This is a genomic window from Candidatus Hydrogenedentota bacterium (assembly GCA_018005585.1).
Lineage (GTDB): Bacteria > Hydrogenedentota > Hydrogenedentia > Hydrogenedentales > JAGMZX01 > JAGMZX01.
Genome location: JAGMZX010000096.1, coordinates 1 through 22,281, shown reverse-complemented (window position 1 = coordinate 22,281; position 22,281 = coordinate 1). Strand labels below are relative to the sequence as shown.

General features: G+C 63.7%; 15 protein-coding genes. 3 read left to right on the top strand and 12 right to left on the bottom strand.

Annotated features, from left to right (window positions below):
• The coding region (locus tag KA184_15635) for a potassium/proton antiporter (GenBank protein ID MBP8131010.1) at positions 1-1,793 on the bottom strand (1,793 nt) is incomplete at its 3' end.
• Between the two features lie 468 nt (positions 1,794-2,261).
• Between KA184_15635 and KA184_15630 the strand changes: the two genes are divergently transcribed.
• On the top strand, positions 2,262-2,639 hold the full coding sequence (locus KA184_15630) for a CrcB family protein (GenBank protein MBP8131009.1): 378 nt from the start codon (positions 2,262-2,264) through the stop codon (positions 2,637-2,639).
• A gap of 10 nt (positions 2,640-2,649) precedes the next feature.
• On the top strand, positions 2,650-2,997 hold the full coding sequence (locus KA184_15625) for a DUF190 domain-containing protein (GenBank protein ID MBP8131008.1): 348 nt from the start codon (positions 2,650-2,652) through the stop codon (positions 2,995-2,997).
• Between the two features lie 168 nt (positions 2,998-3,165).
• Here KA184_15625 and KA184_15620 read toward each other — a convergent pair whose 3' ends face one another.
• The 7 genes from KA184_15620 to KA184_15590 form a co-directional block, all read right to left on the bottom strand.
• Complete coding sequence (locus KA184_15620; GenBank protein MBP8131007.1) at positions 3,166-4,422, bottom strand: hypothetical protein; 1,257 nt, start codon at positions 4,420-4,422, stop codon at positions 3,166-3,168.
• 260 nt (positions 4,423-4,682) lie between these two features.
• Positions 4,683-6,593 carry a heparinase II/III family protein gene (locus tag KA184_15615; GenBank protein MBP8131006.1) on the bottom strand — a complete coding sequence of 637 codons (1,911 nt, stop codon included), beginning with the start codon at positions 6,591-6,593 and terminating at the stop codon, positions 4,683-4,685.
• 2 nt (positions 6,594-6,595) lie between these two features.
• Entirely contained in the window at positions 6,596-7,453 is an 858-nt protein-coding gene (locus KA184_15610) for an SDR family NAD(P)-dependent oxidoreductase (protein MBP8131005.1), read from the bottom strand.
• Position 7,454: 1 nt separating this feature from the next.
• Entirely contained in the window at positions 7,455-8,507 is a 1,053-nt protein-coding gene (locus KA184_15605) for a Gfo/Idh/MocA family oxidoreductase (protein MBP8131004.1), read from the bottom strand.
• A 10-nt stretch (positions 8,508-8,517) separates the two neighbouring features.
• Positions 8,518-10,365, bottom strand: a complete 1,848-nt coding sequence (locus KA184_15600; protein MBP8131003.1) for an ABC transporter permease subunit — start codon at positions 10,363-10,365, stop codon at positions 8,518-8,520.
• A 498-nt stretch (positions 10,366-10,863) separates the two neighbouring features.
• On the bottom strand, positions 10,864-12,198 hold the full coding sequence (locus KA184_15595; protein MBP8131002.1) for an alginate export family protein: 1,335 nt from the start codon (positions 12,196-12,198) through the stop codon (positions 10,864-10,866).
• Between the two features lie 476 nt (positions 12,199-12,674).
• Entirely contained in the window at positions 12,675-14,009 is a 1,335-nt protein-coding gene (locus tag KA184_15590; GenBank protein MBP8131001.1) for an alginate export family protein, read from the bottom strand.
• Positions 14,010-14,620: 611 nt separating this feature from the next.
• On the opposite strand from KA184_15590, the gene KA184_15585 reads away from it, so the two are divergent.
• Positions 14,621-14,989, top strand: coding sequence for a response regulator transcription factor (locus KA184_15585; protein ID MBP8131000.1), 369 nt, complete (start codon positions 14,621-14,623; stop codon positions 14,987-14,989).
• 8 nt (positions 14,990-14,997) lie between these two features.
• On the opposite strand, the gene KA184_15580 is transcribed toward KA184_15585, so the two are convergent.
• The 4 genes from KA184_15580 to KA184_15565 all read right to left on the bottom strand — a co-directional run bounded on the left by KA184_15580 (position 14,998) and on the right by KA184_15565 (position 22,102).
• Positions 14,998-17,028, bottom strand: coding sequence for a DUF4091 domain-containing protein (locus KA184_15580; protein ID MBP8130999.1), 2,031 nt, complete (start codon positions 17,026-17,028; stop codon positions 14,998-15,000).
• A 122-nt stretch (positions 17,029-17,150) separates the two neighbouring features.
• Positions 17,151-20,216 carry an efflux RND transporter permease subunit gene (locus tag KA184_15575; GenBank protein ID MBP8130998.1) on the bottom strand — a complete coding sequence of 1,022 codons (3,066 nt, stop codon included), beginning with the start codon at positions 20,214-20,216 and terminating at the stop codon, positions 17,151-17,153.
• Positions 20,216-21,430 carry an efflux RND transporter periplasmic adaptor subunit gene (locus KA184_15570; GenBank protein MBP8130997.1) on the bottom strand — a complete coding sequence of 405 codons (1,215 nt, stop codon included), beginning with the start codon at positions 21,428-21,430 and terminating at the stop codon, positions 20,216-20,218. Before KA184_15570 ends, KA184_15575 begins: the two co-directional genes overlap by 1 nt.
• A 42-nt stretch (positions 21,431-21,472) precedes the next feature.
• Positions 21,473-22,102: a CerR family C-terminal domain-containing protein gene (locus KA184_15565; GenBank protein ID MBP8130996.1), complete on the bottom strand. Its 630-nt coding sequence runs from the start codon at positions 22,100-22,102 to the stop codon at positions 21,473-21,475.
• Positions 22,103-22,281 lie beyond the last annotated feature (179 nt).

Below are 22,281 nucleotides of genomic sequence, written 5' to 3'. Positions count from 1 at the left end.
TGCGCGATCTCTATCATCTTGCCGGCCTTCAGGGTGTCGGGTGTGGCGATGACCAGGATCGCCGCGCGCGCGATGTGCGCCTGCGTCAGCACCAACGGGTCCGACGCGTCTCCCGCGACGGCGGGGATATTGCGGGCGCGCAACTGCTCAACTATCTCGCGGTTCTGGTCGGCCACGACAAAGGGGACGCTGCGTGCTTCCAGCGTGTCGCAAACACGCCGTCCAACGCGGCCATAGCCGACAACTACCACCTGTTTGGCGAGGTACTTCTCTTCGGTGGACATGGGGAGTGTTGCGAGCGGGTCGTCGAGCGCTTCCATCTCGCGTGCCCGCTTCGGCGGCGACAATACCGCCGCTTCGGCCTTTCGAAGGGCCGCCGGACTGCCGAGCAGGAGCAGCGTGTCGTATGGTTCGATGCGGGTATTGCCGCGCGGCACGACGGAACCGTCGCCGCGCCCGATCAGCAGGATGAGCACGTCGGGCGGAATGCCGAGGTCGGAGATGGCGCGGCCAACAGCCGCCATGTTGGGCTGAATCTCGACCTCGCGTGTCTCACCCTGCGCTTGACCGGCCCGTTCGATCGCGATCGAGAACCGGGGCCGCGACGCCATCGGTTCGTCCACCTTGAGCCAGCGCGCCACGGGCATCAGCAGGGTGCCTTGTATCAACACGGAGGTGAGTACGGTGAAAAACACCACGTTAAACACCGTATTCGAGTTCTCATAGCCGGCGGTCAATGGGACTGTGGCCAGCACGATCGGCACGGCGCCGCGCAGGCCCGTCCACGCGACGAGCGCCTGCTCGCGCCGCGAGAACGCGCTGCCCCACAACCCAATCGCAACCGCCGCGGGCCGCGCAACCAGCATCAAAAAGGCCACGATAGCGAGCGCTTCGAGCGCGATGGCGGGAAGCTGTGAGGGGGACACGAGCAGGCCAAGCGCCAGGAACAAGAGAATCTGCATGAGCCAGGCCAGACCGTCGTGAAACCGCGTCACGGCGCGCTTGTGGGCAAAATCCGAGCCGTTCATGAGGATACCGCAGAGATAGACCGCAAGGAAGCCGTTTCCTCCCCAGAATTCCGTCGTACCGAAGGTCAACACAACGAGACTCATACTGAGAATGGGATAGAGGCCCTCGTTATCGAGGTGAATGCGATTAAACAGCGCCCCGGCGATTTTTCCCGACGCCAAGCCCATGACCACACCGCAACTCATGTTCAACAAGAACGCGGGCAGCAACTGCGGCCAGCCAAAACCCGGAACGGTTAATACCTGGGTCATTCCCATGGTCAAGAATATCGCCATCGGATCGTTACTGCCCGATTCGAGTTCGAGTAGCGGCTTCAGGTTACCCCGCAGCCCAACGCCGCGCGCGCGCAGGATGGCGAACACCGCCGCGGCGTCCGTCGAGGAAATGATTGCCCCGACAAGCAAACCCATCGAGAGATTGAATCCAATCACACCCCAGGAAAAGAGACCAACCAGCAAGGCGGTCATGGTCACGCCCAGTGTCGACAGTACCGCGCCCCGGGCCGCGACCGGGCGAATGATGCGCCAATTGGTGTCCAGGCCGCCGGCGAAAAGGATAAAGGCAAGGGCAAAGGTGCCGACCACATTCGCGGCCCAGACATTGTCGAACCGGATACCGCCGGGGCCGTCCGAGCCCGCCAACATGCCGATCCCGAGAAACAGGAGCAACACCGGAACGCCAAACCGGTCCGAGATTCGGCTGGCGAGCACGCTCGCGAGCACCAAGACACCTGCGGTGAGCAATATGATCGAGGGCGAGATCAAAGGGCGTTTCTCCTTGTCACAGACCGCGTCATGTGAAACACTATAAGTATACCCGCGCGGTCATATCACCCGGAGGCGCGCCCGTGACCGGGCTTCTTGCTGCGCAGATGTGAGGTATTATAGTGTGCCCGCGCGATTATATCACCCGGATGGCGCGCGCCTGATGTGACCGGGCTTCTTGCTGCGCCGGTATGCCCGGTCTTCAGTCCGTCCCCCGAACTTCGATCGCGGGGGTCAGGCCGCGCCCGCTTCTCCCTCACTATTGTTTATCAGCACCGATGAATGCTCCGGACGCCCCCTCTGCCTGTTGCTGGGCAGCCGGCATCCGGTGCGGCGCGGGCGCATTGCCCGATGGCGGACAATCGGGTAGACTTTCCGCGTATTCGGGCGAACGCCGTGACCAAAAGCAGTCGGCGCGGCAGTCCGGGGAAACGGCAGCTGCCTTTCACCAAGGGCGAAACGCGGAATATGTGGCGGAAATTGTTATTGCTCGCATTGGCGGGCGCGTTGGGCACGCTCGCGCGGTACTCCGTCTCGGGCTGGGTCCAGCGCGGGACCGGCGCGGCGTTTCCCTGGGGCACGCTGGCGGTGAATACGGCCGGCTGTTTTCTCGCGGGTCTGGCCTGGACGCTGGCCGAACATCGCATCCAGGTTACGGGCGAGACGCGCGCGATCGTGCTGATCGGGTTCATGGGCGCATTCACGACGTTTTCCGCGTTCATGCTCGAAACGAGCGAACTCATGCGCGACGCGGAATGGCTCCGCGCCGCCGCGAACGTGGTGGTCATGAACTGCGCCGGGCTGGCGGCCCTGTTCGCGGGCCTGTTCGCGGGCCGCGCATGGTGAGGACACGCGTATGAAACTGCCTTGGGAAGCCCAACTCCTGCGCATTTTCATCGGCGAGAGCGACCGGCACGAGGGCCGTCCGCTCTACGAGGTCATTGTGGAGATGGCGCGCAAGCGGGGCATGGCCGGCGCCACCGTACTGCGCGGCATCCTTGGGTTTGGCGCAAACAGCCGCATCCACACGTCGAAGATACTGCGCCTGTCCGAAGACCTGCCGCTCGTGATCGAGATTGTGGACAAGCCGGAGCGCATCGAGGCGTTTCTGCCGGAACTCGACGGCCTGATCGAGGAAGGCCTGGTGACGCTCGAAATGGTGAAGGTCTTTGCGTACCGCCACAGCGCCGGAACACAGGGATAGAAAGCCGCGACGCGGCCCGCGGGTTTCCCCGGACTTCCGCCTGGATTTGCGTTTCGAATTCGCGTTGTTCCCCGTCTCGATGCGTGTGTCGCCCGGTTTGCCGGCGCAGCGCGCCAAGGGGAGGCTTTCCACCGCGGGAGCGTTGGAACGAGGATGAAAATCAGCCCTTCATCGGGCCGGAATACGGAAGAAGTAGACACGGGACTGGCGGTCCGGAATGGTGTTGTTGCCCGACTGATCGGTGAATGAGCCGATAATGCAACCGTCCGGGGTGACGGTGCGGCAGCCGCCCACGCTATAGGGCTGATAGACCGCATCGGCGGCGGCATGGTCGTGCCAGGTGGTCCCGTTGTCCGTGCTCGCGAGGCAGACCACGCGCCCCTGGAACGAGCCGACGAAATACAGCGGCGACTCGGGCGAACCGTCGCGCGTGGCGAAGAACCCATCCAGCGACAGGACTTCCAGCGTGTCCCCTCGAAATTGCGACTCGAGAAAGACTTCGCGCGCGCCTGTCGCGGAGTCGTAGCGCGCGTAGTGCATGCGCGGCGGCGTGGTCTGCGCCATGTAAGCGAAATGCAGCTTGCCGCCCTTCGCGAGAAAGCTCGCCAGCCATGTATGCGCCTCGAATTCGTCGTCGCTCGTGATCCGCGGCGCGGGCCCCGTGTCATCCGCGACGATCGGCGGCGTCAGGGTCGCGCCACCGGGCGCGCGCCACGATTGCCCGCCGTCCGGCGACACGATGTGATGAATGTCCCAATACAGGTACACCCCGTGCTTCTGCGTGGTCCATGCGGCGTGCAGCGCGCCGTCCGCCGCGAGGCTGAGCAGCGGGTACTGCAGGCAGGCGTTCGGACCCTGTTGCAGCAGCGTCACCGGCGTGCGCACCTGTCCGTCGAGACCGATGACGTTGAACGTGTTGTTGTGTGCGAAGAAATAAAGCTGCCCCCGCGCCGCGTCCATGCTCATCGAGTACTTGCCCGCCGCCGCGCCGGGGATCACCGTCATAATCGGGTCCTGGAAATCCTTCTCCGCCAGGAACCGGTACAGATAGGCGTTGCCATCCTCAAAATCCGGACGTGCGAGATAGACCGTGCCGGCGGCGTCCGTTTCGAGCACGGGCGGGTTGGTCGCATGCGTTGCCTCGTACACCGTTTCGAAGGTCTTGCCGCCGTCGGTGCTGCGCGAGAGGCGCCACGTCTGTGCGGTGTACGCCTCGTTCCGCGTGCGAAGGTGGGTCATGAAGATGCCGTGCGCGTTCGCCACGACCTTCTGGTTGTGGCTCTGAAACACGGCGTAACCGATGGCCTCGCCGTCCACCAGCGTCAATTCGATGGGCGCGAGTCCGGCTTGCGCCGCCGTCATGCCCAGGCAGCCGATAAGAACGAGACGCGGCAGCATGAAATCCGGGAAGAGTTCCGCGAACATGGTTTTTGTGCTCCCTTGGTTCAAGGATGGCCGCCAGTATGCCGGATATTCACCGTCTCACGATAATTTCGCGCCGCTGCAAGGTCCGCCCTGCGACATGAGTTCCGCCCCCTTGCAGCACCGCTCTTGAAAACAGGCATGCCCGTGATGCTTCTGCGTTGCGTCTCCAGGAAAGTAGCCGCGCCTCTATGCGTCTGCCATTCGGCTTTCCGGCGCAGAGCGACCGCTCGAAGCGCGCAAGCGCTTGTGCCAGTTCCTGATTAGAGGGCGGTGGTGGTGAGAGACAGGGCGGATTCCGGCGCGGTGGTCTGGACGATGAGGCAGGTGTGGACGTTCGTCGGCGCGTCTTCGCCGGTGTGGCCCGCGAGGGTGTGGTCCGGCTTGAGGCTTTGCGTTGCGGTCAAGGGCGTGTCGGCTTCAAGGGTGATGCGCGCGCCCGGCCAGTCCGCACTCCACGATGTGCCTTCGCCGGCGAGGTTCACGGGCGATTCCGTGCCAAGGTGCCAGCGGAAGAGAATGATGCCGGGCGCGTTTTCCGCAAGCCGAACGTGGTCCGTGACGCGCAACTGGTCCGCGGTCCAGGCCACGGTGCGCGACCATTGCGTCAGTCCGTCGTAGCAGGCGGTCCCGTCCACAGTCACATCGCCGCCCTCGCCGTCGAGCCGGTTCACGGTGACCGGCGCGGCGCCGCCGCGCTTCTGCCAGCCGGGGAACCAGACGTATTCGCCCGCGTCGCCCCCGCGTTCGGGCGCGTCGGTCCCGATTTGCAGGACGTTGTGCCCGGCGCCGGTCGCATAGTGCGTCATCATGAGCGGATGGTGGTACGCGGGCGTGCCCGCCTCGATGAGCACCGGCTGCCCGCGAAGAATGAAGTTCACGTGGCCGCGGTCCTGGTGGTCGTGCTGGTCCAGGGGATGGCCGCCGCGCACCCAGACGCCCGTCGCGTCGTCCTGCCAACTGCCGCGCCAGTTCACGCGAGCGGCGCGTTCGTACTGCGCGAAGAGCGGCGGCGCGACGCGCGGCGCGTCCGCGGGTATTCCGCGCGCGGCAAGGCCCGGCAGGTCATCCGACGGCCCGCCAACCCGGTCGAGGCCCCAGAGGCACACGGGGTCGCCGGTGCAGACCGCGAGCAGCGACAGGAGCGGGCGCATGTCCGCCGCCTTGTCATAGGCGCCGCCCGCGTCGAAGCAGTTGATGACCATCTTGCCGGGTTGCAGATGATGGACATACCACGTGGGGAAGTGTTTCAGGAACGGGTGGTCGATGGCGCGGCGGTCGCCCGCGACGGCCATGGCAAAGGCCGTGTGCGCAAGCGACGTGACGGTAAACCCCGCGTAGCCGAAGCCTTCCTCGAATTCGCCGCGTGCGCCGTGCGCGTCGAGCGCACGCAGCAGGTTGCGCACGCCCAGTTCGTAGGCGTCGCGGTGAGCATCCACACCCAACACGAGACAGGCGCGCACAAGCCCTTCCGTCGGCAATACCCACTGGTTCGTTACCGGATTGTCCGAGCGCACGAACCACGGGCGCTTCTGTTGCCAATCGTCGGCAACGCCCGCGATTTCCATTTCGAGCAACGCGTGGATGCGCGCGAGGAGCCCGGCGTCGAGCGCGTCTTCCGGCAATAGGGCGAGCGTGTCCGCAATCGCGCGCACGCCGCAGCCGGTCGCGAGCCAGTTGCCGTCCTTGCCGTCCGGCGGAAGGCGATGCCCCGGCGCATAGAGGGTCCAGCCGGGCCGCTGCAACGGCGACCACGCGGTCATTTCCTCCAATTGCGCAACTATGTGACCAAGGAGCGTTTTTTCGCCCGTAAGGCGATAGGCCGCCGCGAGCACCGGCAATTCCTGCGCGAGCGCGCTGCAGGCCGCGAAATCGGCCATCGCGAGCGCAAACGTCTCGCGGATTTCATCTTCAAGCGCGTTGCTGCGTCCGTCGAGCCACGTGCGGTTCTGTCCCACCTCGGCAAGTGTCTTCGGACGCTTGATGATCGGCAAGGCGGCAGCTTCGCGGGCCTTTTCGATGAGTACTGCGGCATAGGGCTGCATATCCGCGTCGTTCTTGACCGAATCCAGCAACACAGGCCACTGCTCGAGCGCAAATCCGGGCGGCGAAACGGCAAAGATGAGGAGCCACGCGGCGCACACAGGGATAAGGCAACGCTTTGTCTTCGTCATTATCACTCTTTTCTCCGCGGATTGTTCGTTCCAGCCCCGGGAAACATGCGCCGGACGGCCGCACGGGCGATGATTGCGCCCAGTTCGGGAGAGAGGCGGACGATGCGGTACATCAGCCACGATTCCGGCGAGACGAACACGCGGCGCCGGTTCCGGCGAATCGCGCGGACGATGGCGCGCGCCACCTTCTCGGGCCCGTAATCGCGGCGGCGATAGATTTCCTCGACATGATCGCGCGCGGCGGCGGTGTCCGGTCCGGCCTTGTATCGCATGTTCTCGAGCAAGCGCGTGCGGATCATGCCGGGGCATACGGTGGAAACGCCGATGCCGTAAGGCCGCAAGTCAGCCCGGAGCGCTTCCGAGAAGCCGTAGATGCCGAACTTGCCGGTCAGGTAGCCGATGACGTGCGGCGCGGCCCAGAAACCGTGCATGGACGACACGTTCACGACGTGCCCGCCCGCGCCGCGTTCTGCCATCTTGCGCACGAAGCAGTGGCTGCAACGGATCACCCCCCACAGGTTCACGCCGAGCACCCATTTCCAGTCTTCGAGGGAGAGGTCGAGAATGCCCCCGACAAGATGCACGCCCGCGTTGTTCACGAGAATGTCGACAGCAGGCGCGAGCGCGTGGACCTCGTTCGCGAAGGCTTCCACCTCATCCGCCTTCGATACATCCACGCGCCGCGCCGCGAGGCAGGTCGAGATCGCCGTGACCTCCGAAGCGGTTTCGCGCACCGCCGCTTCGTTCACGTCACACAACACGAGTCGCGCGCCTTCGCGGGCAAGCGCGACGGCCGTGGCCTTGCCGATGCCGCTGCCCGCGCCCGTGACCAGCGCTACCTTGTCCGCGATGTCTCTCATGCTATTTCTCGAAGCGCAGGCGAATATACTCGCGCGCGACAAGCAAATCATCCAGCGCCTCGCGCGCATCGCACGGCGGCCGCGTCTCGCCGCGGATGGCCGCCAAGAAGTGCATCGCCTGCTGGCGCATCGCGTGGACCCAGGGCAGGGACGGCGACACGGTTTCCGGCCGGGCGCCCTTGCCGGGGTCGCGCAGGATTTCGACGCGGCCCGGCCGATTCGCGGCGAGCGGCGCAGGCAGCGACAACTTGACGTAACCGTGATCGAACGCTACGAGGGCCTCTTCCTGCCAATCGACAGTGGTCTTGTAGGGCGACATCTCGATGGTTCCGGCAACGCCGCTCTCGCTTTCGGCGACGAGCAGGACCCCGCTCTTGTCCGCATACCTCAGATGATACGGTTCACCCAGGAGATGCCGAATCAGGTTCACCTGATGGATGTAGTAGTTCACGAAGCTCACGTACTCGTCGTATGTGGCGGCATCCATATCGGACGCAGGCGGCTCGCATTCCAGCGGCGGCATGGGTTCGTCCGATTGGACCAGGTCTGTGAACCCGGACGCGATCCAGTCGCCCGCGGGCATGAGGATGCGCACGTACCGGATGCGGCCGAGTTCAGCCGACTGTTTCAAGCGGTCGATCTCGGACTTCGCGTACATCGTGGCGGGATCGCTGCGTTTGTGGTAGCCGGCCATGAGCCATGTGCCGCTCTGTTCGACCGCGCGCAGGAGGCGCTGTCCGGTTTCCACCGAAGCCGCGAGCGGCTTTTCCGTGAAGATGGGCACGCCCGCTTCCAGGAGTTCCGGCACAAGCGCGCCATGCCGCGTGAACGGCTGCGACGCGACGATGCCGTCCAGTTTCTCCGCCGCGAGCAGGGCGCGGTGATCGCGATAGACGCGCGGCACGCCGTACTTCGCCGCCACCTTCCGCGCGAGTTCGGGCCGCAGTTCGGCGATAGCCGAAACTTCGCAATCCGGTAGCGTGACGTAATTCCTCAGATGGGCGCACTGCCCCATCGCGCCCACGCCGACAAATCCGATGCGCACTCTGTGCATGCGAATATCCTCAGTTTTTCATGCCCGTCAGGGTGACCCCCTGAATGAAATAGCGCTGCGCGAAAAAGAAGAGTATCACAACGGGCAGGATCATCAACGTGGATGCTGCCATGAGCATGCCGAATTCCGCGCCGTGCTCCTGGCGGAAATCGAAAAGGCCCAGCGCCAGCGGATAGAGGCGCTGATCGCTGACGTAGATGAGCGGCCCCATGAAATCGTTCCACGTGTTCATGAACGTGAAGATGCCGACTGCCGCGAGCGCGGGTTTCACGAGCGGCAGGATGATGCGGCCATAGGTCTCGTAGAAGCCGCAACCGTCGATCCGCGCGGCATCCTCGAGGTCGCGCGGGATGCCCATCATGAACTGACGCAGCAGAAAGATGAAGAACGCCGCGCCCGTGAATGCGGGCGCCCAGAGGGGTTTCAGCGTGTTGTACCAGCCCAATTCCTTGAACACGAGGAAGACGGGGATCATGGTCACCTGTGGCGGCAGCATCATCGTCGCGAGCATGATGAAGAAGAGAGCGTCGCGTCCCGGCCACCGCAGCCGCGCGAACGCGTAAGCGACGAGCGAGCACGCGATTATCTGGCCCAGCACGTTGAACCCAACCAGATACCCGCTGTTGAAGATGTAGCTGTCCCAATGCTTGCCGGCCACCCACGCGTCGCGGTAGTTCTGCGTGTACTTGTTCCAGAGCGCGGCGAACGCCGACGCGCGGTGCAGGCGCACGGTCAGGCGGCATCGGCCCGGCTCGTTGAAGGCGTTCTGCTGATCGCGGGCGGCGGCGAGCGGCCAGATGCCGACATCGCGTTCGTCGCGCGCGTCCCGTTCGGCAATCTTGAACGAAAGCTCCTGCCAGCGGTACAGGCCGAGATACAGCCGGGCGTCCGAAACGTAGCGTCGTCCGCCGAGTTCCAGTTCCACCCGCAGCCGGTGCCAGCTCCGGTCCTGGCGCAAGGGCACCGTGACGCTCAGCAGTTGTTCCGGCGGCATGGGGAGCGGCAGTTCCGCACGGAACCCGGCCTCCGGTTCCGTGGACATGTCGTATTCCAACAGGAGGAACGGCGCGGCATCCGGCAGGAGAGACACGGGCCGGGCCGCGAGCCGCGCGGCGCCGATGGGGGTCGCGTACGCCTCGAAGGGGCGCGTGGCGTCCAGGGGATATTCGCGGCGTTCGATATCCGCGAAAGACGGCGCGCGTAAAGCTACACACCGGAAGACCAGGTTCCAGACCTGCTCCATGCGCTCGCTGTCGACGCGCGCGCGCAAGGCCCCGAGGATGACCGTATCCGCCTTTTCCCAGATGTCGAGAGGAACGCTCAAGGAGGTTGCCTGCCAGAGCGCCCGCGTCAACACGGGCCGTAACTCACGGTCCGCGAGTCCCCGGACCCGGTCCGGCCCGAGCAGTGCCCTGCCCGCCTCCCAAAGGACCGCCTCGGCGCGGGGGCGGAGCGTTTCCCAGCGTTCCGGGGCAAGCGCGTCGGGGACGCGCCAATCGTCGAACAGTTCGGCGTTCACGAAAGGCGAACGGGTCGTGGCGCCTGGCACGGCGGGAACCCAGCGCGGCGGATAGGCGGCAACTTCCTCGGGATATTTGAAACTGGTGACGAGCAGCCATGCGAACGGAAGCGTGAACAGCACCGCGCCCAGCACAAGCAGGCCGTGTACACACGCCGAACGCAGCATTTGCCTTGGCAACACCGTCCCGGTGAGCATCGCCAGCAGCAACAGCGCCCCGAATACCGGGCCGTGGAAAGACCAGCCCTGGTCGAGCCGGCCTGCGCCCATCGCGACACCGAGCAGGACCAGCGCGGCCAGTTCGCAGAAGACCGCGGCTATGTGCGCAAGGCGGCTCACGAGCGTGCGGCCTTTTGTGGCGTTGGACGCCGGAACGTATGAAACGGCCCCAAGCGCCCCAAAGAAAGAACATGCACCGGCATCTCAGGGGAAAACAAGGCGCGGCGCGCGGACGCCTTTCGGGCGCATCCAGTCCTTCCCATGCGCGAAGCGTCTTGGCAGAGTTCGGGTCGTGATCCGGGCATGTCTCGTCTCGTTCTTCTCCCGGCTAATATGGCATACGCCGGGCACGGATCGAAAACCTGCACGCATATGAGCCGGCGCGCCGCGCTGCACGCACATTGCTGCCAGACGCGAGACGCATCGCCCGCGCATGTCCCATAAGTTCCTGTCAACCCGGATTTTGTGCGGATCAACGCTGGTCCGCCGTTGCGTGTCTCATGAGAGGTCAGGCCGGACCGCGGTCTGGGCGATGCTGCAAGCGGACCCCTGAAAGAACAGGCCCCCACGGTTGCCCGCGGGGGCGCTGTTACAGATCAGATTTCGCGCTTCAGAGAATTAGAAGCTGATTTCCGTTTCCAGGAACAGATAATCAACGTCTTCATCATCGTCAGCAACGACCGGGGCCAGACCATTCAGGCCGACCAGGTTGCCCTCTTCCAGGCCGTCATCGGCGAAGAGGTGCGCCCAACCGGCGCGGAAGACCAGGTCTTCACTGTACTGATAGTCGGCATAGAGCCCGACTTCCAGACCCAGGTCTTCGTCGGCTTCCCAAGACCAGAACCACCAGCCGCCTTCGAGCGCCTCATCCACTTCGAGATAGGTGAGCGCGAGGGCCAGGTCCAGGCTCTCGGTCGGCTGCACGCTCAGGCCGGCGCGATAGATGATCACGTTGGACAGGTCAGCCGCAACCGTGTTGTCCAGGATTTCGGTGTACTCCCAATCGGAGAACAGACGGTTGAAACCGATTTCGTCCTCGTCATCCCACCAGAGCCAGCCGTCATCTTCTTCGCCGCCCTGGAGGTAGGCCATGCCCAAATACACGCGGGGCTGCCAGCTCATGTCGAAGGTGTAACCCAGTTCCAGGTTGCCGCCGAACGCGTCGATGTCCGCGTCGTCGTCCCACCACAGAATGCCGGGCAACTCCCACTCGCCAAACTGGTACGCCAATTCGGCTTCGAAGTCAAATGCACCGATTTCACCAGCTCCGCGGAGGCCAATGGTGTGCAGGTCGATGTCGGCGGCCGTCAGCGACTCGTCGTCGCGGATGAACAGCCAGTACGCGTCAATGACCACGTCCTCGAGGCCGAGGTAGCTGCCATAGATGCCGTACAGGTCGACGTCGTCATTGCCGAAATCCGAGAAGGTTTCGTTCAGCTTGCCCCAGAAGGCGTTGAGGCTGACCATGTCCGTCCCGTAGTTTAGCAAGACGGCGTCATACGACAAGCCGCGGAACAGGGCGCTCGTGTCGTTGTTGCCGAGCAGCCATTCGCTTCCGAACTGCAGTTCCTGGCGGCCGACGCGCAGCATCAGCGGGGTGTCCCACATCTCGCTCGCTTCGATGTACGACTGGTAGACTTCCACGTCATCGCCGCTGGCGGCGCGGCCGTCAACGCCGGTGATGTAAACAGAGCGGAAGTCTTCGCCCCAGATGTCGTAGCTGTCGAGCTCGATCAACGCGCTCACGTTGTCCGTGAAATCAGCCTTCACGCTCAGGCGCGTGCGCTGTTCGACGAACGCCGTGTCGATCGCGTCCCAATCGTCAGCTTCGAACACATCGCCGCGAATGCGGACGTTGCCGCCGACTGCCACATTCTGCAGTTCGGCATACGTGCCGACGCTCATGCACACCAGAAGCGCCGCGAAAACCGTTACCTTTAACAAAGAACGCATGATAGAAAATCTCCTTCGCTTATACCTTCTGCCTTGCGGCAGTCACTCCGCGGCGCGCATTCCACTGACCGTCCCACATAACGACGGTCATGCGCGCCACGCACTGTATATAGGTCTACATCCCTCGCTCGCCGACGCACACGGAGCAAGCCTTACGCTCGCTAAATGCTCATCCCTCCTTTCCTGTCCAGTTTATGCGCCGGGCCGGATGCACAACAGCTCCTTCCAGCAACAGTCTACACAGGGAAAAACACACTCAGGAATGCCCGAGCATTCCCCTTGACGCGCGGTAGTCTAGCAGATGCACCACCCCTTGTCAAGATTGCGTTCGCCATCAATTTGTTTGCTGTGCCGGGACCGGGACCACAAGATATTGTGGTGCGTCCGGCCTCATATGAGGCACAATGCCCCCGCGGACAACCCGCGGGGGCATTACGGCAATCCGCATTCGGCCGCACCACATAGTGCAGTCAGAATCAGAAGCTGATTTCCGTCTCGACGAACACGTAGTCCAGGTCATCATCGTCCGGGGCGGCGAGCTGCGCCAGGCCGTTCAGGTTGACCCAGTTCCCGTCTTCGATACCGTCGTCCACGAACAGATGCGCATAACCGGCGCGGAAGACGAGGTCTTCGCTGTACTGATAGTCGGCGTAGAGTCCCGCTTCCAGCCCCAGGTCGTCATCCGCCGTCCATTCCCAGAACCACATGCCGTAGTCTTCCGCCACGTCCGCCTGGAAGTAGCTCAATGCGAGCAGGAGACTGAGGCTCTCGGATGGCTGGACGCCGATTCCGGCGCGGTAGACGATGGCATTGGAGAGGTCGGTGTTCTCGAGGAACTCGGAATACTCCCAGTTCGAGAACAGGCGGTTGAAACTGAGGTCCTCTTCAAGATCCCAGCCGAGGATGCCGTCGTTGTCCTCGGCGCCTTCGAGGTAGGCCATGCCGATGTAGATGCGCGGCTGCCAGCTGGCGTCGAAGGTGTAGCCAAGTTCCAGGTTGCCGCCGAACGCGTCGTAATCGAAGTCATTGTCCCACCACAGGAAATCCGGCAGGTCCGCCTCGCCGAACTGGTAGGCCAATTCCGCTTCGAAGTCAAACGCGCCGATTTCACCGGCGCCGCGGAGGCCGACGGTATGCAGGCCGATGTCTGGGAATGCGGGCGAGAACGCGCCCGATTCGTCATCCCGGACAAACAGCCAGTACGCATCGATAACCACGTCCTCGAGGCCGAGGTAGCTGCCGTAGAGGCCGTACAGGTCGACGTCGTCATTGCCGAAATCGCCGAACGTCTCGGCAAGCTTGCCCCAGAAGGCGTTGATGCTGACCATGTCGGTCCCGTAATTCAGCAGGATAGCGTCGTAGGACAGGCCGGGGAAGAACGCGGCCGTGTCGTTCGTGCCCATCAGCCACTCGCTGCCAAAGGACAACTCCTGACGGCCAACGCGCAGCATCAGCGGCGTATCCCACATCTGGTTGACCTCGATGTAAGACTGATAAAACTCGACGTCGTCGCCGCTCGCGGCGCGGCCGTCGACGCCCGTGATGTAGTTGGACCGGAAGTCCTCGCCCCAGACGTCGTAACTGTCTAGTTCGAGAAAGGCGCTGACGTTGTCCGTGAAATCGGCCTTCACGCTGAGACGCGTGCGCTGTTCCACCGACGAGACGTCGAAGGGCGCCCAGTCATCGGATTCGTACATATTGCCGCGGATGCGCAGCGAGCCGCCGACCGCAACGTTCTGCAGTTCTGCGAAGGCGCCGATGCCCATGCACACCGCCAGCGTGGCTATGATTAATGGTCTCAGAAAATGCATGACGCGATTCTCCTCATTGTTGCGGCGCCCGGATGTTTCCGGGCGCGCTGACGCAACATTCACCCGCGACTCCGCGGGGATGCGCGCCGTGTCCTGTTACCTATAGGGCCACATCGCGTCCGCTCGATGCCTGGAGGCAGCATCACGTCCGGTCGAAGAGCATCCCTCCTTTCGCCTCCGGTTTTGGCATCAGGCCGGATGGAATAGAGCTTCTACGCCTTGAAATACACTTTACACGCCTGCCCGATTGGAATGCCAAGACCATTTCTCCCCCTTGCCAACAGGACTTTACCAGAACTTGGGCGTCGCTGTCAAAACCGGTTCGAGAAGTATCCGCTGTGGGTCTCCGGGGCGGCAGATGTCTGCCCAGGTTTGGGTAGAGGCTGTTCCAAGAACGGTATGACAATAGAAATCGCGCATTTCTTGCGAAGACGCCGTTGAAACGGGGGGCGACTTCGCCTGCGTTTCGCAGGCGCGGGGCATGCCTCGCTCTTGCAAGAGGTGCGAATCACGTATTGGGATAACTTGAAGTCTTGCCGGGCGTCTTGTGGGATGCGGCAGGACTGTGCAATCATGTTTCCAGACAGGCGCGTTCATTGGAGGCTGGTTTCGTGGCTCGAATTGTTATTGCCAGCACGGATGGTCCGAGTGTTGCCATACTGTCCGCCGAGTTGACGGCGGAGGGCCATGACGTCGCGGAAGCGCTCGACGGGCAGGACGCATACGGCATGGCCTGCGACGCGGACCTGATGTTCATCGACCCGAACCTGCCCGTGTTTGACGGGCTCGAACTCTGCGCCATGATTCGCAGCGACCCGGAACTGCCGGCCGCCCTGCCCCTCGTGTTGCTGGCGAGCGACGCAGTGGACGCGCGCAAGCTGGAAAGCGCCGGCGCCTCATGCTGTTTCCCCAAGATTCATCCCGCGCACGAATTGCGCGAACTCCTGGCGGCGCTCTTGGGGGAGAAGGCCCGCGCGTAAAGAGCCCGTCAGTTCTCTCTGCCCGGCAAGGCGCTGAGCGCGCGGCCGACGGCAACGCGAATCTCCATCATGCGTCTTGTCAGTTCGGTCAGTTCCTCGGGCATCGGTTGAGGCCCGAAAAGGATGGGCGGCAGGACGCGGCGCGCTTCCTCGACCGAGGCCCGGCCCTGAAGGACGGCATCCTCCAAGGCCTTCATATATTCGAAGTCTTCGATGCCGTCGCGCAGGCGCATGGCTCGCGCCGAAGGCGTACAACCCGCGGCCCCGGGATAGACCAGCATCTGCCGGGCTGCCTCGTCCATGCGAATCACAGGCATGCCCGGCAGCCATTCGCCGGGCCAGTGATTCAGGTGCCCCGCATGACATCCCTCGAGTCCGCGGCTGTGACAGACCCATGCAACGAGGCGCGCCTCGGCCGGGTGTGCATCCAACGCCAGCGAAGGAAAGGCATCGTTTCGGATTTGCAGCCAAGTTGCGACCCGCGGCGCGTCCGGGGGCCGTGTGTCCTGGCCTTCCGTGGGGTTGAAGCTAACCTCCGCGATAGCGGGCGGGGCGTTTCCGTCGCAACGAAACGCCACCCGCGCGCCCAGCACCTCTTTCTCATAGGCAAGAGACGCCATGGATTCCACGCGGGGACAGGTTCCCCACAGGCTTCGATGCTGCCACGCCGCCGTGGACGGGGCATAGGCATTTCCGTTGTAGGAAGTCTCGACCGCGAGACCCTCGGGCGCGCGCTCCGCCGCCCAGACAACCCGCAGCGAACGCAGGGGCAGCGGCGCTTCGAACCCGAATTCAATCCATGCGGTGTCCCGGCTGCCTGCGGCGCGTTCCGGCCGCCACGCGCTCACGAGCGAACCATCGCACGCATCCTGGGCCAGCGTGGGCGCGCCTTCGGCGGATGCGCCGCAGGACGAGGCGCGCGCGCGGACCTGCGGCGCCGGCCCCTCAACGAGCGAAACGCCCGTGCGCAACCGCTGCGCGTACTCCGGCTCATAAGCCAGATACGGCGCGGTCCAGATTTCGGCGTACCGTTCCCAATGCGGGTGCAGCGGCGTGGCGATGAGCCGATTGAACCGCTTATCGGCACGCCAGATGCGGTGCAACGTGGCCAGTGCGCCGGGCCACTGGTCCCGTTGCGCCGGAATGACGGTCTCTATGAATGCACGCTCCAGCCAGCCCCGCTCCGCCAGCCAATTGCCCATATCATGCAGCAGGAATTGCAGGGGATCCTGCGGCTCGCCGGGCGGAGGCGGCGGGACGAGCAGGGCGAGGCGGCCGCTCGCGCCGGCGTCGATGGCGGCCATGCGCGCCGCATTCACCGCGTAGGCAAGGTGTTCTTTCCAGGCGCCCGTTTCCGCGCGCCCCGTTGCGTCTATGCGAACGAGTTCGGCGCTGCCATCCCAGACGGAATAGGAGATGCGTAACGGCGCGAGGGCGTCATAGACGGGCTTCCAGCCTTCCAGGTCGATTTCGTCGAGACCGTAGATGCGCCGCATCGCGCCGCGGTCGAGCGTTGCATAAACCCGCAGGCTCGGCACTTCGGGCAGTGCAAAAGCGAAGACCTCGACCCGGACCGGCACCGTTCGGACCCGCCGTTTCCCGCTCATGACACGCACAGTGGTCTCGTGGACGCCGGGGCGCGCGCCGCGCGGAACCTCGAAGCAGACCCAGAAGACCGCCGTTTCGGCCGACGCCAGGTCGCGCGGCGCAACCGGCGCCAACGCGTCCGGCCATGCGGCGCCCGGCGCAATCATGCGGGACGAGGGTTTCAGCGCATATGCCGGACCGGCTTCATAGAACGTGGGTGGCGGCAGCGCGCTCCCGGCTTCGCATTCAAGAGCGAGGCCCTTAACGCCCTTGCGGCCCGCACGGACGAAGAGCAGGAAGGACTCGAATTCGCCCTGTGCGGCATAGAGCCGCGCCTCCTGCGACACGTCGACGCCCCCGCGGTCCGCGTCCCAGGGCGGGCTCAGTGTGGGCGTCGTCCACACTTCGGTCGAGGCCGCCGCCAGCAGGCTGAACAACAATGCGGAGAACATGCACGGGATTATGCGGGCCGGGGCGGGAATACGCAAGAACGGCGCCGCCGGAACCCAAGACCGGCCCGTGCGCGGGTCACATCGTTATCCCGCCGCAATTCCATGCGCAAGATGGGAGCAGGTCACTTGCTGCGCCGCGTGAACAGATTGTAGACCACCGGAATAACGACCAGCGTCAGAACCGCGCTGATCAGGATGCCGCCAATCGAGGCGATGCCCAGCGGGACGCGCGGTTCGCTGCCGAGGCTGCTGTCGACGGCCAGCGGCAGCATGCCCAGCACGGCCGCCAGGGTGATCATGACAATGGGGCGCAGCCGGCTGGCCGCGGCGCGTTCCATGGCCTGATGGCGGGGTATCCCCTGGGCCACCTGCGCATTGGCCTCATCAATGATCAGGATGGCGTTGTTGACAACGATGCCGATCAACATGACGGCGCCAAGGGAAACCGCCATCGATACGGAATTGCCGGTGAGATAGAGCGCCCAGATTACCCCGATGAAGCCCAGCGGCACCGTCAGCAGGATGATGAACGGCTGCTTGAACGACTCCAGCAATGCGGCCAAGGTCAGGTACACCAGAATGAAGGCAATCACGAACGCGCTGATAAACTCCATGTTGGCCTCCTGCATGATCTCGTAGAGGCCGGAAAACCGGTAGCGATATCCGGGGGGGAATTCGCCTTTTTCGCCGAGAGCGGCGGACAATTCCATGACCGCGTTGCCCAAGGGCTTCCATCCTTCGAGGTTCGAAAAGAGCTTCGAAATGCGCTCCTTGTCTTTGCGCGTGATCCGGATGGGCGCCCGCGTCTCCTCGACGCTTGCCAGGCTTGTCAGCAGCAATGGACGGCCTGGCGGCCCGGGAAACAAGAACTGTTCGACCTGATCCTTGCCTTCCTGTTCCTGCATCTTCACGACGATGTCATAGTTGCGGTCGCCCTGCTTGTACACGCCCGCATCGATACCCTCCAAGTTCGCGCGCAAGGTCAAGCCGACGCCTGTCGCGGGGATGTCCAGGTCCGAAAGGACGGCCCGGTTCGGGCGTACCCGTAACTCCGGCTTGCCCGGACGGACCGTTGTGTCGGGGTCGGCGAAGCCGGGGATGCCGTTCACCAGCGTCAATGATTTCAGAGCGAGGGCATCAAGCACGTCCAGGCTTTCGCCCGCGATCTCCAATTCCACTTCCGAAGATGTTCCCCCTATCGCCGTGGGTTGCGATACAGACAGGAGGCAATCCGGAAAGCTCGCAAGGCGCGCGCGCACGTTGTCCATAATCTCGTTGATCGAGATGTCCCGGTCCGTCTTGTCGGAAACGACCATCAGCAATTGGCCGAGGTAAACACCTTCAGAGGAGCGCCCAAAGATGCCCTCGGCTTTGCCCACCGTGGTGAAGACCTTCTGGACTTCCGGCAAGTCGGACAGCAACCGTTCGGCATCCTTCACCCGGCCAATGGTCCGGTCGAGGTCGTAGTGCGTTGGGAATTCGAGTTTGACCACAATCTCGCCCCCGTCCTCCTCGGGGAAGAAGTCAAAACCGAGAGAGGGCGTGAGCCACATTGCATGCAGAAACGCCGCGAGCGCCAGCACGAGCACTAGCACGGCGGCCCAGCGCCGCCGCTCAAAAAAGTCGAGCATTACCCCAAACCAGGATGAGAAGCGGTCAAAGCCCCGGTTCCACACGGCCTCCACACGCCGGAGCAGACCTTTCCGGTCCGCCGGGGCCGGTTTCAAGAGCACGGCCGACAAGAGGGGCGTCAACGTGAACGAAACGAACAGCGATGCGGCAGTCATGAGGATCATGACGACCGCAAACGGTGCGAGAAACATGCCGATCTGCGATTTCATCGCCGCCACGGGGAAGAGCACGACGAGATTGGTGCCCGCGCTGGCGACCACCGCGACCGCGATGCCCGACGCCCCTTGTATCGAGGCTTCCTTCGGATTGCCGCTGCGGTTGAAGTGCGTCACAATGCTTTCCAGGACCACGATCGAATTCGTTACCAGAATGCCAACTGACAGGCCGGCCGCCATCAAGGTCGAGAAGTTCAGGCTGTAGTCCCAGTAGGTCAGGCAGAACACGCCCACGAGAATAGTGACCGGCATGCTCACGGCGACGATGATGGTCGTGCGGAGGTTGTACAGGAACAGGAACAGGATCAGCGCTGTCAGCAGGATGCCCTGCACGATATTCTCGACGGCGCTGTCGACCGACGCCTGGATCATTTTTGCGTCGTCCGAAATCCATTCGAGTTCCATGTCGCCGGGCAGCATGGTATTGAGCCGGGCCACCGCCGCGCGCACGGCATCGACGACCTGGACCGCATTGGCGTCAGCCTTCTTCACAACGCGAATGCCGATGCACGGCACGCCGTCGATATAGGAGGCCTGGCGCAGTTCCGCCGTGGTCATCCGCACCGTCGCAACATCTTTCAGGTAGCAGCGCGACCCGTCCTCGCTGACGAGTTCGAGGTCGCCGATCTCATCCACGTTCTGATATTCGGCGTCGAATTTAACCGTGTATTCGATGCCGTCCTCGCGCACGCGGCCCGAAGGAACGGTACGAATGCCTTTCTGGATTGCCTCGACGATCTGCATGCTGCTCAGGCCGCGCGCCGCCAGCTTGTCCCGGTCCAGAAGGACCTGCACCTCGCGTTCCGCCCCGCCGATGACCTGCACTTCCGCGACGCCGGAGATCACGGTCAGGCGGTCCTTGAGCGTGTTGGCCGCGTAGTCGCGCAATTCCTCCAGCGTAGCGCGGCCCTTCAGGGCCAGATTGATGATCGGCTGCGCGTTCACGTCGAACTTGAGGATCTTTGGCTTTTCGCAACCGGACGGCAGGTCGTTCAGAATGAGGTCGATCTTCTCCCGGACGTCATTGGCCGCAACGTCGACGTCCACGTTCAGGTTGAACTCGAGGAAGGTCTGGCACACGTTGTCCATGCAGACGGACGAGACGTGTTTCAGCCCGTCAATGGCGACCACCACGTCTTCGATCCGCTTGGCGATGTCGGTTTCAATCTCCAGGGGGCTGCCGCCCGGATACACGGTGATCACCGTGACGTACGGCATGTCCACGCGCGGGAAGAACTCCAGGGGCATCTTCCGGTAGACGTTCAGCCCCAGCAGCGACAGGCCAATGACCACGCAAGCCACCGCGACGGGGCGTCGAATCGGCGCGCTCAACAGCGACATTATGGGGTCTCCTGCCGCACCGCGACGCGACGGCCCTCTTGCACGTGAAACTGGCCTACAACGATGACCGGCAATCCTTCACGAAGCCCGTCGCCCGCAATCTCCACCATGCCCTCGTACTCGAAGCCCGTCTCGACCGGCAGCATCCGCGCCTCCCCTTCCTCAACGCCAAAAATCACGGGCTTGTCCCCGCGAATCTGGACCGCGTCCTTCGGGACGCCAAAGCCCCGGCGCTGTCCCAGCAGCACCGCAATATCGGCCATGGCGCCCGAGACCACGCCCTCCGGCGGGTCCTGAATCTCGCATTTCACCTCGAAGGTGCGCAGTTTCGGGTTAATCGTCGGGCTGCGGAAACTCACCGGGAAATCGCCCACCTCGATGTCGTATACACGAATCCGCATCTGGGTCTCGCCGGGCACGGTCTCCGCGAAATACTGCGACGGCAGGAAAGCGGACACTTCGACCAGCGACGGGTCCTCGATCCGCAACACCGGCGTGCCCGCGCCCGCCATCTCGCCTGGTTCGAGGAACCGGTGCGTCACCTTGCCGGTGAGCGGCGCTATGACCAGCGTATCGCCCAGGTCTTTCTGCGAAATCGCCAGCGCCGCTTCGGCCTGACGTTCCTGCTCGAGCGCCAGGTCGACCAGACTTTGCGCATGCTTGCACATCGCCACCGACTGCCGGTACCGGCTCTGCTGCTGCTCCAGCACGTCCACCGCAATCGAATTGCTTTCATACAGCAACTGGTGCCGTTCGTAATCGATCCGGGCCTTTTCGAAGTCCGCCGTCAGCCGCTCCTGGTATGCTTCTTTCTCGCGCCTGCCGCACCGGGCGATTGCGAGGTTCTGCTGCGCCACTTCGACGGCCTTCTGAAGCTTGAGCGCGTCGGTCTGAAACAAGTGCGTCTGCCCGGCCGACACCGTGTCCCCTTCGTCAACGAAGATCGCCTCCAGAGAACCGGGTATCTTCGCGGACACCACTGCCGTCCGCTTCGCCTCGACCGTGCCTTGCACCTGAACGCGGCGCTCGAAGTCCCGCAGCGCGAGCGGCATCACCTCCACCGTCGTCGCCGGCGCATCCGCGCCGCGCGGCGCGTCTCCCGGCGCGGCGTTCGTATAACGGGAGGCATACAGAAACGTGCCCGCGCCCAGCAGCAGCGCCGCGGCCGCCGTGCATCCCGCCAGCACCATGCGCACTCGTGTGGTTCTTGCCATGCTCTTATCCTGCTTTCATTACGTCCCGCGCAATCCCTCGCGCTACTTCAACCCCAGCGCCGCAATCACGGAAGTGGCCACGTGGTCCGCCGCCGCTTCCAGAAATGCGCCGTCGTACCGATCCCTGCCCAGAATGGCCAGAATCGGGATCTCCGCGAAGCCGAAAAACGCGATCTGCCCCGTCAGCGTGAAGGAAAACAGCGAAATCTCCTCTTCCGTCAGCGAGGGATTCACCCCGCGAAACACCCGGGACAACGCCGCGTGCTCCGGAACGAACACATCGCGCATCAGCCGCTGCAACACCGCCGAGGGCTCGATCAGGCTGCGCATCACCAGACGCCGGTACCACGACGGATGCGTATCCGAGAAATACGAAGCGAAACGCGCCCGGACCACTTCCCGGACCACCGACGCGGCGCCGTCCGGCGTCGCAATGCGCTCCGGCGGCCGAAGAAACTCCTCGATATCCGCCCCGCGAATCGTCAGCAACACCCGCTGCAACAACTCGGCATACAGGCGCTCCTTGCTGCCGAAATGGTAATTTACCGACGCAACATTCGTCCCCGCGCGCTCCGCGATCGCGCGCACGCTTGCCCCCTCGAAACCTAGCTCGGCGAACAATTCGCCTGCGGCTTCGAGCAGCGCGGCCTTCGTATCCAGGGGGCGTTCCATAGATTTGCGCAGGTCCTATTCCCGCAATCCTTGAAAAACCATCACACATCCGTATTGTAATTCAAACGTGCGTTTCAGTCAAGCGTTTGTTCGCGCCGCCGAACGGTTTGTGCCCAAGCCGCCTCCACGGCGCCAATCGACCGTACCCGCCGGCTAAGACGTACGCCCCATGGGCCCCG